Source organism: Leptospira congkakensis, from assembly GCF_004770265.1.
GTDB lineage: Bacteria > Spirochaetota > Leptospiria > Leptospirales > Leptospiraceae > Leptospira_A > Leptospira_A congkakensis.
This window is the reverse complement of the sequence record NZ_RQGQ01000011.1, coordinates 300,735-313,317: the sequence shown is the minus strand read 5'-3', so window position 1 is coordinate 313,317 and position 12,583 is coordinate 300,735. Positions and strand designations below refer to the sequence as shown.

At 35.3% G+C, this 12,583-nt stretch carries 12 protein-coding genes; 6 read left to right on the top strand and 6 right to left on the bottom strand.

Annotated elements, in window-relative coordinates; genetic code table 11:
- Positions 1-714 precede the first annotated feature (714 nt).
- The gene (locus EHQ70_RS08760) at positions 715-1,326 is read left to right on the top strand and encodes a hypothetical protein (RefSeq protein ID WP_135585497.1); all 612 of its coding nucleotides are present in this window, start codon (positions 715-717) and stop codon (positions 1,324-1,326) included.
- Between the two features lie 18 nt (positions 1,327-1,344).
- On the opposite strand, the gene EHQ70_RS08755 is transcribed toward EHQ70_RS08760, so the two are convergent.
- The 3 genes from EHQ70_RS08755 to EHQ70_RS08745 form a co-directional block, all read right to left on the bottom strand.
- On the bottom strand, positions 1,345-1,755 hold the full coding sequence (locus tag EHQ70_RS08755) for a nuclear transport factor 2 family protein (protein WP_135585495.1): 411 nt from the start codon (positions 1,753-1,755) through the stop codon (positions 1,345-1,347).
- Between the two features lie 212 nt (positions 1,756-1,967).
- Positions 1,968-3,206, bottom strand: a complete 1,239-nt coding sequence (locus EHQ70_RS08750) for an adenylate/guanylate cyclase domain-containing protein (protein ID WP_135585493.1) — start codon at positions 3,204-3,206, stop codon at positions 1,968-1,970.
- Positions 3,207-3,538: 332 nt separating this feature from the next.
- Positions 3,539-4,264: a siderophore-interacting protein gene (locus tag EHQ70_RS08745; RefSeq protein WP_135585491.1), complete on the bottom strand. Its 726-nt coding sequence runs from the start codon at positions 4,262-4,264 to the stop codon at positions 3,539-3,541.
- A gap of 209 nt (positions 4,265-4,473) precedes the next feature.
- On the opposite strand from EHQ70_RS08745, the gene EHQ70_RS08740 reads away from it, so the two are divergent.
- Positions 4,474-5,271: a hypothetical protein gene (locus EHQ70_RS08740; protein WP_135585489.1), complete on the top strand. Its 798-nt coding sequence runs from the start codon at positions 4,474-4,476 to the stop codon at positions 5,269-5,271.
- 365 nt (positions 5,272-5,636) lie between these two features.
- On the opposite strand, the gene EHQ70_RS08730 is transcribed toward EHQ70_RS08740, so the two are convergent.
- The gene (locus tag EHQ70_RS08730) at positions 5,637-6,209 is read right to left on the bottom strand and encodes an LIC12231 family lipoprotein (RefSeq protein WP_135585487.1); all 573 of its coding nucleotides are present in this window, start codon (positions 6,207-6,209) and stop codon (positions 5,637-5,639) included.
- A gap of 858 nt (positions 6,210-7,067) precedes the next feature.
- On the opposite strand from EHQ70_RS08730, the gene EHQ70_RS08725 reads away from it, so the two are divergent.
- Positions 7,068-7,961, top strand: a complete 894-nt coding sequence (locus EHQ70_RS08725) for a helix-turn-helix domain-containing protein (RefSeq protein ID WP_135585485.1) — start codon at positions 7,068-7,070, stop codon at positions 7,959-7,961.
- 502 nt (positions 7,962-8,463) lie between these two features.
- Positions 8,464-9,384, top strand: a complete 921-nt coding sequence (locus tag EHQ70_RS08720; RefSeq protein WP_135585483.1) for an ATP-binding protein — start codon at positions 8,464-8,466, stop codon at positions 9,382-9,384.
- 174 nt (positions 9,385-9,558) lie between these two features.
- Here the strand turns inward: EHQ70_RS08720 and EHQ70_RS08715 are convergent, their stop codons facing one another.
- Both EHQ70_RS08715 and EHQ70_RS08710 read right to left on the bottom strand, forming a co-directional pair.
- The gene (locus EHQ70_RS08715) at positions 9,559-9,945 is read right to left on the bottom strand and encodes a hypothetical protein (RefSeq protein ID WP_135585481.1); all 387 of its coding nucleotides are present in this window, start codon (positions 9,943-9,945) and stop codon (positions 9,559-9,561) included.
- 84 nt (positions 9,946-10,029) lie between these two features.
- Positions 10,030-10,596, bottom strand: a complete 567-nt coding sequence (locus tag EHQ70_RS08710; protein WP_208729524.1) for a hypothetical protein — start codon at positions 10,594-10,596, stop codon at positions 10,030-10,032.
- Positions 10,597-10,989: 393 nt separating this feature from the next.
- Here EHQ70_RS08710 and EHQ70_RS08705 point away from each other — a divergent pair, with 393 nt between their 5' ends.
- Both EHQ70_RS08705 and EHQ70_RS08700 read left to right on the top strand, forming a co-directional pair.
- Positions 10,990-11,583 carry a GyrI-like domain-containing protein gene (locus tag EHQ70_RS08705; protein ID WP_135585477.1) on the top strand — a complete coding sequence of 198 codons (594 nt, stop codon included), beginning with the start codon at positions 10,990-10,992 and terminating at the stop codon, positions 11,581-11,583.
- Between the two features lie 182 nt (positions 11,584-11,765).
- Positions 11,766-12,524, top strand: coding sequence for a helix-turn-helix transcriptional regulator (locus tag EHQ70_RS08700; protein ID WP_135585475.1), 759 nt, complete (start codon positions 11,766-11,768; stop codon positions 12,522-12,524).
- Positions 12,525-12,583 lie beyond the last annotated feature (59 nt).

The following is a 12,583-nucleotide window of genomic DNA, read 5'->3' as shown; positions in this document are numbered from 1 at the left end:
GGTGTAAGTTCAGTAATGGATTCAGCCAAGTGATACTAATCGCTCGATCGGCTTGACCATATTACAATATACACGATTACGATCGTGTATGTCATTGTTAGCGTTGTTTGTTTTACTTTGTTCTGTTTGGCGGTCGGCGCCGATGGACTTTGATGCTAGGCTAACGCTCCGCAAAAGTCCCAACCTCACTCCCTATGGGTCGTTGCGGTTGGCTTTCCCTCATCGGGAAAAATAGAACCTTTGTCGTATATAGTTGAAGAAGAGTAAGATAAGAAGAAGCCTTACGTCGAAAGATGTGAGGCTTTTTTGTTTCTGGATATTGATTTGTAAATTCTCTAAGTAACCCTAGTCAGAATGCATTTCTGACGGAGGCGTGGCCAGGGATGGCCAAAGCTCGCCAGTCTGAACAAGAAGTTCAGCTGGCAGGAGTCGGGAAGGCATTCTGCTGCTTTTTTTTATGTCCGGAGGGAGCACTTATCTGATTTCCATCGTTTAATTTCAGGTCTCAGCCATTGATACAATAGTTCCTTACTAAATTTAATTTTTGGATCGAATGAGGAACTGATAGCCGATTGCTCTTCGACTGATTTGCCAATTATGTTTTTTAGATAGAAAGCAAATCATATTGAAAATGATCCACGGTAATTACTTATAACAAAATAAACACTCTTCCTATTTAGGAATTTGTCCTAAGTTCGATATAAACTTTAGGGCATGAGAGTAGACAGAAAAATCAGTATAAAAGCAAAAGAAAAAGAATTGATCCGTTTGGATAGAGAACTTTCCAAAATTCGTGATGAAATTAATTCTCTGCCTTCGATTGAATTGAAAAAACCTATCTTTCATTCTTATGGATTAGTTTGGTCTTTGAAATTACAGACTTCCAAATATAAAGAGGCATATCTTTTTATTATTGAAGCGTTTTCGAAAATCAAACGAGTGAAAAATTTAAGAAAAGTTCATCAAATGGAACCTGAGCCAATTTCCTTGGATAAAGGGGAATACCGAAAGCTAGCGGTAAAATACCCTGATGCAATTCGCTGGTTTATCAAACGCAAAAACAAATTCAATAGTACCGAATATGCCTTCAACAAAGTAGACATTTTAGAAAAGAAAATTGTAAAAGTGATGATCACTCATAGAAAAGATATCGATCCAAACTTGGAAAGTCGTAGACGTGAGATTGAAGACCTCATCTATACGAATAGAGATAATTCGGGAAAGTTAGATAACTTATTCGGAAATCGTTACGAATATACTTCCGAATATTATAAACTAAAATTAGAACTATTTGATTTGATCAATCCCATTCGGATGGATACTTGAAGCAATTTATCGTTTCATTCAAGAGAGGCCTTCACTTTCAGGACTTTCTACCCACAATGCATGGACTGTATCAAAAAATTCTTTTACTTTCAGAATTTTACCTTGGTTTAAGGAAAATAGAAAATGATACTGATTGTTATAATGTTTCCCGGTAGACTTTCTAATTCCATGTGATTCGGCTACAAGGCTGACTCGTTCTTCTTCTCCCGTCATCTCTTTCAAAGTGAACTGGAAGTTCTCAAATGCTCTGAAGATCATTTTAAATCCAAATGTTATCTTTTTGAAGTCGTAATCACCGGAAACGGGTATGTTTCCTACAATCCACCAATGTAAGTCATCATCTAATAATTCGAATGCATCTTTCATATTTCGTTCATTCAGGTGTCTAAAAAAATCGGTAACAATCTTTTTGTTTTCATGTACATTCATATGGGATTCCTTCGTAATAGGTATTTTTTGAAACCAGAGTTCATGAGGTGGTCCGATTGGTCTATTTTTGTAATAGAGGCACTCTAGGTCGATCAAAAAGTTAAGTTAAAAATAGATCATTCCTTTTTTATCGCTTAGTCCAATTTTCAGCGCACATTCCAATGAATCAGATTGTAAAAACTTTTGGAAACATTTGAACTTGATTCCTTTTTCTAAACTGCTAAACAAATCACTTCATACACGGTGATTGGTTTTGATTTTCCTTTGACAATGACTTGATCAATTTCTCGAATTTGGAAACCATCATCTAAGGAATATTTACCGACGACTTGTTTGAATGTGACCTCGGATATTAAAATAGGACAATTGTAATGTTTGGTTAATCCTTCGATTCTAGAAGCTAAATTTACATTGTCACCAATGACTGTATAATCTAACCTTCGGTCGGAGCCAATATTACCAACAATGGCTTCTCCTGTATGAATCCCAATTCCCACTTGTAATTTGTCTTCTGGATTTGGCATCGTATCGTTTAGTATCTCTATTTCTCGAATCATAGCGACAGCGGATTTGACGGCGCGGAGAGCATCGTCATCTCGTTTGAACGGAGCACCAAATATGGTCATGATTGCATCACCGATAAATTTATCAATGGTGCCATTAAATTTAAATATGACCTCTGTCATGCGAGATAAATAATGATTTAAGAATTGAACCACTTCTTCGGCAGTCCGTTGCTCTGAAAATTTTGTAAAAGATCGAATATCTGAGAAAAGAATGGTTACCTCTTTGTTTTCGCCTCCAGGTTCTAGTTGCGCCTTGTTTTTATAAAACTCACTGACTAACTGTGAAGGAAGGAATCGTTCCATCATTTGTTTTGCATTGGCTTCTTTCACCATTTCGATATTGGAAACCGTTGTTAGATACCCCATTGCAAGCATCATTCCCAATCCAAATATCATGGGAATTAAATCAAATGGGTAACCATCTTCTAATCCAATGGAGACCACAAGGAAATATACAAATGCCAAAATAGCACCATAGATCGTTCCTGCTTTCGAGTGTCTCAGAAGATTGAACTGGAAAACAAACATGGCACTCGTCATTGCGATAAAATAGATAAGGCCGTTTCCTTTTAGAATCGTTGGGTCAAGAAAAATCATAAGCCCAATGATAAAATAGTCTAATGTAATCGTGAAAAATTTTAGATATGGTTTGTAAGGTAAATAAAATAGAAAAACCAAAACAAGGGTGGCAAAGATTAGAAATAAAACATCCAATCCAACAGTGATGAGACTAGTTGGAACAATGGTATAATGGATCCATCCAAAATAGGATAAACTATCTAAAATAGAAGTGACTGAGAATAGGGCAAATCGAACAAAAGCGACAGTTTTTTCGTTTTTCATTTCCCTTGCAATCAAGATTTCATCAACTAACGAAAGTTTCATGTATTAAACCATATCAAAAATTTAAAGTTAGAATTCCGAAATCAAATTGAAAAATGAAGATTTGGTTTTTGAAAAACTTCGGAATCTATCCGTCATGATAAGAGCTGTGTTGTGTGGAAGGCGACTCTATTTTACTTCAATAGTTCTCTGTGAAAGGATTGGCTAATGGAGTGATTTTTCAAAATTTCCCGCGCTCGCGGAGACGGAGGGCTTGGTCACCTGCCATCGTTAGATGGCTGGGGACGGGCGCGAAGCGCACCCCGGAGTGGCCCGACACTTTTTAGATCAATTTTAGTGACACGATCCCATTGGGAACGCCCCAAAAATTCCCACTAGTCTAAACCCTTTTTTCCGTCTGCCCAGTAAGCACGAACCTTTAATTTGTTAGTTGGTATACCTGAATTTTTCAAATAGTTTCTGACTTGTTGGATGGAACTGGCTCGCCCGGTAAGGAAAATCTTTGCATCGGGAATCTGCGAGATGCGGTCCACAATTTCTTGTGAAAGTTTTTGGAGATGTGACCCATCGGCGGATCGTTCTATCATTCTCTCTCCCGTAACACCTAATTTTTCCAGAGCCTCTTTGCTTGTTTCTGTCGAGGTCAGCTCAAAGAATAAGTGAGATTTTTTTTCCAATTTGTTTTGCAAAACCTTCGCTATACCAAAAGAAGTTTCATCGCCGAATAAGATGGCATCTCCCTCAAGACTCGAAAAATCCAGTGACTCACGAGGGCCGAACACTTCACAAGGGTCTCCAACTTTTAAGGCATTGATCCAATGGGAAGCAGGGCCATTATGATGCTTAAAACATAAAAACGAAAGTTTGCCTTCCGCTTTATCAACGTTAATGGGAGTGAAAGTGCGGTAGGTAAAAATTCCCACATCAACTTGTACTTTGCCACCGGGCACCCAATTTGATTCTTTTAATTTTTTCCCCTTCATTTCGATGAGAACGAATGCATTCGTTAACCTTTCAATTTTTGAAATTTTGGTTTCGGTTATAAAAATACTGAAGATAGACTTTAGGGTACGTTTGAAAAATGAATTTGTTTCCGACATGTAATTCTCCATTGAAAAGAACAAACAGCTAAGTGTTACAGATAGATTTGAGCGTTTAGAAGAAAACCATTTAATTTTGTCTGAATCGGAAACTCACGCTCGCAAATTTTTCCCTACCTTTGGTTTAGAGATTCTTAAACCAAAATTTGAATTGCAAAAACAGAAAAATCAAAGTCAATCAATGCAGTTTAGAGGAAAAGGAATACTGTATGGAAAAACGTTTTGGAACCTGGGCCGAGATTCTTGATATAACGATTTTAATAGGTGCAGTCATTGTGTTAGTCGCTTGGGTTTTAGGTTTTCCTTTGTTTTACCTAACAGATGGCCCCGTAATGTCTATTTTTACTGCCATCTCACTACTCGTGATCGTTGGTTTGCGATTGGCTACCAGACATTTTCACCTTTGGCCTTTCACTGCAAATCTCGCCTTATTGATGATTGTCGGTGGTGGAAATATATCTTCTATGTTGATGTTGCTATCAGCACCCGCAGTTCATATCAATCCCAAGTCTACTTTGGTGATGACATCTGTATTTACTTCTGTTGGGCTTGTGTTCTTTAGCGTATATGAAATTCTCCTTTATTTAAGAAAAACTCCCAATAGTGTTTGGATTCTGGATGATATACTGATTCACCTAGCGCTTGTTCCTGGTGGACTTAGTCTGATTGGGCATATCTTCCAAAATCCAACATATTTAAGTATGTCCATTGATCCACGTGTAGGAGTTTCTCCACTCGAGATGGTGTTTATGGCAACACTTGTTCTTTCGACACTTTTATCGAATCCAAATTTGTTCCTTTGGAAATTTTTAAAAGGAGGACTTACCAACCAATTAACATTTCTCGGATTGTTTATCAATCAGTATATAGCTCCCATTATTTATTTAGAGTTTGCTGGATTTGGTAGGCATACTGCTGTTTTTGGTCCTGAGTTATTTATTTTTCTGGGAGGAGTCATTGCTACTTTGGGTTTTCTTTTGTTACAGGCACAACAGGAAAGAAATTGACTCGACTCGTGATCCTTCGACAAAAGATTATGCAATGGCTTTTTTCTTTCAAATGAATACTAACGATAGAAAAACATTATGGCTTGGGTTCCGTGCAAATTGGATCACTGAACCCAGTCTTCATTGTGATGATTGGATTTAGGGAACGAACACGTTTACAGGAAGACTCAATGACCAAAGTACAAACCTGATCATTAGAGCATCATCCAATCTATGTAATAATACTCACTCGCTTGTTTGTGTGAAACAATAAAAACTTACAGGAAAGAGTATAGAACAATAGTTAGTTTTTATATATTCTTTCCATGTAGTTTGATATTTCTGTGTTTCATCTGAAAATTGTACAACCCAAATATCAAATTATATCATTCATTGATAAATGGTTTTGCATCTTCAATGAATTGATAAGACATCGCTTTGAAAACCTCTTCTTCTGAAGATGTTAAAAGATTTACCCAAATTGCTGGTAAAGCAAAGATCCAAAGAAATATTGATCTTCTTGTGGAATAATTAAAATCTTTTATCTTTTGACCATCTTTGTACAAAGAATAGGTAACATCGAATCCTTCTTTTGAGCTCCAGGCTGGTAGGATAGTTGCAGTTGCTACGGAAATATATCCAAAGATCAAAGACGGAGCAGATATCGGTATCCACTGAGTTGATACCTTGCAATAAACTCCTTTTGCGGGAATGGTTTTTGGATCTGATATTTCTTCTGTTTCACTAAATTTGGACTTCAAATTAGTGCGGAAGAATGATTTTAATGCAGTATACCCGCCAAATTCTAAAATTGGAAATGGTTCTAAATGGTAATATAATTTTGATTTCGATGCGTTTGAAAATTTCGATGGAGTATCAATCAACGGATAATCCCTGTAACTTGTTACGCAGGAAGAAAAAGTTAGAATGAATAGAAATAACCAATGACTGAATTTCATCTTTGAACCTCTGTTATAGTTTTGCACAACTCTAGTATTTTGTAAATTAAGTTCAAGTTTTTTATACTTTCCGAATATATTCCATTTGGGGGAAACCGACAGGAAGTTTGTAAACTATAAGATAAGATTTGTTTTCGTCTGGATCAACAACCTTTATTTAGGAGAGACTTCGCCACGGTGATTCGAAATGTCGGGATAAGAAAACTGTATAATTTAGACTCCGCCTATCTCATGGCCGAACCGTATTGGCATTTATCTTGAGACTTCTCTATTTCTGATAAAGAAATAAATTATTATTGGTATTACTCGTGCCGATTGCCTCTATCAATTGACTTGTATCTTGTTTGCAACTTTCACAATCCGGCTACTATGAGTTCTGCTCCTCATTTCTTTGTTTGGTAATAGTGATCACTATTAGTTATTGAAATGATCTTGGACAGCAGTCGATTCTTTTGATGATCCAAGGATTTAAGATAATCTAAAGTTGTCGTTAGGTTTAAGCTGTGGAACGGCAATTGTTCAGGTCTAAACCTTAATTAAATAGCATAGTGTTCGAAAATTGATCCGAAAAAAATCCTAAAGTTCCCGAATTCTGTCCAAATTCTTTTTGGATGAATCTATTTATATCCAATCGTTTTTAATTGCGGTAAGGAAACATTGTTTTAACAAGTGATTGTATTGCAGAATCTTTTGTATTCGAGAGAAGTAATTTTAACCTGAGTTGAGTTGCAGATTTTCAAAATATTAAGAAATATTAATCTGATTCTTGTTCGGGAAGTTCAAAGAGAATTTATACTTTAGCTGAATGAATATTTAATGGTAAGTAGGTGTATTTGAATATTGTAAATTATTTTTTTTATGAATCACTATTTGCCAAATCGTAAGATAAAAATCTATAGTTTAGAGGATTTTGGCGCTAATGCTGACGAAGACTTTTTTATTACTGTATTTCGGGATTCGGCATATAAAAATAAAAAATGGTCAGCTTTAAGTATAAATCATTTTTCATCTTTAATATTGATTAGAAAGGGTAGAGGCCGTATTGAAATAGATTCAAAAAAATATACAATTGACGATTACGGTCTTTTGTATTTGCCGCATTATGTTTCTCATCGAGGTGAATGGAGTGACGTAATCGACGGCCTTGTGATCAAATTCTACGACTCCTTTTTAATTCGTAAAAATGAATATCCCGCAACTAGATTCTCGTTTTTTCTTAATACAAAATTACCTTTAGTTCTGAATATAAAAGATTATAAGATAGTTTGGAATATGATTCCTTTTTTGGAAAAGGAACTAATGTTGGAAGATAAATCTGAAATAGAGATCATTCGAAATTTATCTGAACTACTGTTTCTTTATCTAAATCGTTATATCCAAAAAAATCAAAAATTGATTCCAATGAAAGCGAATCGAATCGTATACGAATTTTTTCGTCTATTAAATTTATCTCAAGGTGAAATTAGATCGGTAAACTATTTTGCATCCCAGCTTGCGATTACACCAGGACACCTAAGCGATATAGTTAAAGAGGTTACAGGGAGATCTGCTTCTGATTTTATTAAGGAAAATGTTATTAGAAGAGCATTCCGGCTTTTAGAACACACAGATGAAAGAATATCTGATATCGCTTTGCAGCTAAACTTTCAGGATTCAGCATATTTTACACGATTTTTTAAAAAGAAAACTGGTTTGAGTCCTTCTGAATTTAGAAAAAACAAAAATCCGACATTTGTCCAAATACCACCTTAATAAATCCAATCTTTTTTTCTGAAGGTTTGGAGATATGCCTAAATTTAAATTGAGTTAGATAGATTAATGCAATCGAATATTGGAATATGTTGTTTTAGTATAGGTCAATAATTCTTTGTTAAATGAATGTAATGTATTAACTGTTTTAGATTCAATTCTTTCTGCTTTGCCTCTTGGAAACTATTTTGTTTTCGATCATAATTTGAGACTTAAGTTGTTTAAGGGTCTCGATATTGTTTTAGAAGATTTTGAAAACAAACTGCAAGACATAGATTCTTTGGCTTTTCTTGAGCTGCCTTTTTTGTCTAAATTTAACCTAAATCATAAACATTTTGCAAATGCTCTTAGTGGAGAATCCTTTGTATGTGAACTCTATCTGGAAAATGTATTTCATTGTTTTCGGATTTCTCCAGTCGTTATTCCGAGGGAGTTGATTGTTGATGATCCCGAACATTCCGAACAGTTTTTATTGTTTTCCTGGATACAGAAAAATCAAATCGAAATGAATGATTTACAATTAAAAGATATTTCTACAAAACAACTCAGTATTATCGGTTATGAAGAAAGTTTATTTCGAGAAATTAAAAACATCTTTGATTGGCGAAAGGAGATTGGAAAGAAAGGGAAACATAACTCTTGGATGGTGAAGGCTTTGCCAAATTTAAACACTAGTTTGATGCAAGGTACCGGTCTTGGTGGTTTGGTGACATCAATGGGTGCGATGCTTCGGAAAGTAGAGAAAAATGGAAATGTCGCTACGATTCCCATTCGTCATTTAGAGTTAGTTGAGGAAAATTTTAAATACACAAAAAAATTAGTCAATTCTTTGGCTGTGGCTCAGAGATATTTCGAAGAAAGTGATTTTGGATTGGAATTGTTGACGGTTCAAGAAATTATAAGTTTAATCAAAAATATTACAGAAGATTTGGAGGATATGTTAAAAATAAAAAACCAAAAAATTCTAGTTTCTTTTTTACCAAATGCAAACTCATATCATGTAAAAATCAATCGAGAAAGATTAGTTACGACAACAAAGGAATTATTCATTAATGCGATGAAGTATTCTCCAGAAGGTATTTCCTTGATTGTACTTTTTTTGATTACAGGGAATAACTTTTTAATTAAATTTATTAACCCATCTTATGAAGACGGAATTAGGGCAATGGATTATGGTCATTCTGATGATTTAGCTTTTTTCCAACCGTTTTTTAGGTTAGGAAAAGTTGTGGATGAGCGTTTTGATAAGGAAGAGTTTGCACTTGGATTAGGGTTAGCGATTGTTAAAAAAATTATCGAAGATATGGATGGGAATATTCAGATCGGAACAATTCAGTCTGGTATATACAGAAATGTATTACAGACTGAACAAGTAGATAAACACTTCGCGGAAGTTTGTGTAACTTTGGAATTTAATTTAGTTTGATTGTTGATGAATCTTTAACTTGCTATAAAATCTTCTCTTTAAATGAATCGTCTAACCAATGATTGAACTTTTGAAATACAAAGGATTTGCCGTCGTCAAAAAAATAAAAGAACAAAGTATGTTTTGATTCTGATTTTTGCTGAATCAAAATCTGAATCAAAACAATCGATGACTTTACTTTTTTGATTTTTGAGCGAAAAGATACAAAACAAAAATAATCACAAGTATGGAATCAAAAACAAGGGCAATGCCTGATTTTGCAAAATAAGAACTTCCATAAATGAGATTGAGCAGAATAAAGATACTTTTGCTAATAGAAGCAACAACCAAGACTAAGTTGCGATTTGGTTCGTTATAGGCTCCGTAAACAAGCATTCCACCCACAAGGGCAATCAAAGCACCCCAATTGCGAACGATGATATTCGCTAATTCCCCATTTAACGTATCTCCGAATGTTAACATAAGCCCTAAACCTGGATTTAACGCAGAAAGGAGCATGGAACAAGTAATGATTCCGGATCCGAGCATAATCCACTTGATATTGGAAAAAATAAGATTCATTCTTTATACCTCGGTGTTAAAAGGAACAGAAGCAGAATTAAAAGCGAGAGTTTTATTTCTGAAACTGTTCCTTTGGTTTCAGAATTATAGGCCCTTAGTGCACCGTGCTCGAAATGAGATCGTATTTGTCGCTGGGGTCACGGCACCAGCAATTTTATCCACGGCACAATTTTTGACTTGGATGTCATAAATTGTGGCACTGTTCTCGATTACCTTTGCTTCGCAACTACTGACAGGATCATATCCACCACCGCCGGGCATATCAATGTTGAAGATAAAAGTTGGCCCAAGCGGAGTGATCGATACATTCGTAGCAGTAAAGTCGACCTTATGCAGGAAAAAACTAGGTAGTGTAAAATCATTACCTGGAATCATAATATTATCACTTACATTCAAAGTACCACGACAAACTCCAAGTGCCTTGGTGTATTTTGTATCTCCAACAGTAATGTTCACTGTATTCATTGTTGGTTCTGGTAAATTCGTCTCTGTTGTTCCAAGTAGGGACAACAAAAAAACAGAATATAAATCGTTCGACTCACTTTTGTTTTTACCATAACCGCTATCACCGCAATGTAACAATGTAAACAGTAACAAAGAAGCTATAATCGAAATATATCGAATTTTTGTTTCATTTAAATGTTTTAACAATGGATTCTCCTTCTGATGGTTTTTCTCCAATCAGATTCATTGAGTTATATAAAGCTTAACTTGAAAAAAATATCTGTCGTCCTGGGACTGGAATCAGGAGAAATAAATTGTTTACATAAATGAGAAATATGTATAGGTTATTGTAATGAAAACTGCCACGTTGTTGTGTTTTTAAAATGATGCTTTCGTATGTTGTATTATAAAAATCTTAAATCGTTAGTGAAAACAATATATATGAATTTACTAATGTTTTGTTTTATTGATGTTCTGAATGTATAGGTTTTGTTAGTCAATTTGGTTAATTTCCTGATTTTTAAATTGATTTAAATGAAGCGGAGTGTTCTCTTCCTAGAAGGGTAAGTTTGAAAAAGAAAAAGAATTAAGGAGATCAGTATGAAAAAAGTAAAAAACATTGGGATCATAATTGTCGTTTTGGTTTTGCTTGGGATCGCATTTTACGGTTATATGGGTGGATTTCAGCAAGTGAGCGTAAGTCGTGAATCGTTTGAACAAACAGAAATATATTACACAACGCATAAGGGAGCTTATGAAAATATAGGGAAGAGTTGGGAAAAATTTCAAAAAGAATGGGAGTCGGTTGGGGTCACTGATTGTAATAGTTTAGCAATTTATTTGGATAGCCCTGATACAGAACCTGAAAAATTAAGATCCATTTTAGGATGTCGATTGGAAGGACTTTCTCCTGAACAAAAGAAACAAGTGGTCGGCAAGTTTCAACTTTTTTCTATACCAAAGATGAACGGACTGGCCGCTTCTTTTCCTTTTAAAAACTTTTTATCTTACTTTTTTGCACCAACGAAAGTGTATCCTAAATTTGAAGAGATACTTGTTGCGGAAACTGCAGAAACATCTGTAGCGATAGAAATTTATGGGGGTTCCTCGAAAGCTGCAGAAACAATAGAGTTTTTTATGCCCGTAGGTGTTAGTCGAGATGTGTTTAAATCATTAGAGGATTCTTTTAAATAGTTGGAAGTAGGTGAAAACTAGCGTTAGGGATCTGTAGGGCTTGGTCCGCTGTTTGGCGGACGGGAGCGTAAGCGAACCCCGCAGGAGCCCGCCCCAATAACAAAAGAAGTTGGAAACATGAATCTAATTGGGAACGCCCGAATGAAAACAAAACAATATAATCTCTGTTTGAAGTTTATGAAATGAAACAGTTTTTGATTTGGGATGATTTTGCAACCTATAGAGGTGATGGGTTTTCAACGAATCGACATAGTCATTTTTATATTCAGATTAGTTTGCCAGATTCGGGTATGGTTGAATTACGAACAAAGGATGGTGAGTGGAAAACATACAATGCTGTCTGTATTCCTTCTGGTGTGAGTCATGAAATGAGAGCAGTGGAAGGTGATTTGACTTTGTTGTATTTGGATCCATTAACAACAGGGTATCAACTTTTTTATGAAAGAAGTTTGGCGGTAAATCATTCAGCGTTTGAAATAGGAGATGTATTTGCGGAATCGCTAAAAGAAGAAATGAAACAAATTCTAAGTTCATCGAATCAAGAGATCCGTTCTAAATTTCTAAATTTGATTTATAAAGATTATCTAAAACCTGTTAGGCGAGAAATTGATAAACGCATCTCTGAAAGTATCAAAAATATAGAACTCGAAGAATTTTCTCTCGTTCGCTTAGCAAATGATGCTGGTTTGTCTGTAGAACGGTTTCGTCATCTTTTTAGTAAAGAAGTAGGTGTTCCTTTTTCTGCCTATCGACTTTGGTTAAAAACTAAGAAGGCTGTAGATTATTTAGCTAATCATACACATTTAATTGATGCCGCTTATCAAGGAGGCTTTGCTGATCAGTCTCACTTTACGCGAGTTTTTTTAAGATCCTTTGGTGTCGCTCCCTCCAGTTTTACAAAAAAGAATGAACCATTCACTGCCATTTTCTTTTCTAAATAGGCTCTGCGTTCAAGATGTGACTGTAAAAGTTTCTGCTTCTTAAAAGTGATCGGATTGCA